Raw genomic sequence first — 232 nt, 5'->3', positions numbered from 1 at the left:
ACCCCCGACCCCCTCGGTGTAAACGAGGTGCTCTGAACCAGCTGAGCTAATCGCCCTATTTTACTAGGTTGCTATCATTTCTGATAGCGAGTGCAAATATACATTTAGATTTTATATTTGCAAGTGTTTTTATTATAAAAAACTTTGTGGGCGATGAGGGGTTCGAACCCCCGACCCCCTCGGTGTAAACGAGGTGCTCTGAACCAGCTGAGCTAATCGCCCTATTTTACTA

The 232-nt window shown here is 45.3% G+C and carries 1 tRNA gene; it reads right to left on the bottom strand.

The annotated features are described in order from the left end of the window. Window positions 1-147: 147 nt before the first annotated feature. A tRNA-Val gene (locus DMA14_RS00030) sits at window positions 148-222 on the bottom strand. Window positions 223-232: the final 10 nt, after the last annotated feature.

Source organism: Flavobacterium sharifuzzamanii (assembly GCF_003254585.1).
Lineage (GTDB): Bacteria > Bacteroidota > Bacteroidia > Flavobacteriales > Flavobacteriaceae > Flavobacterium > Flavobacterium sharifuzzamanii.
This window is presented reverse-complemented; position numbering and strand designations above follow the sequence as displayed.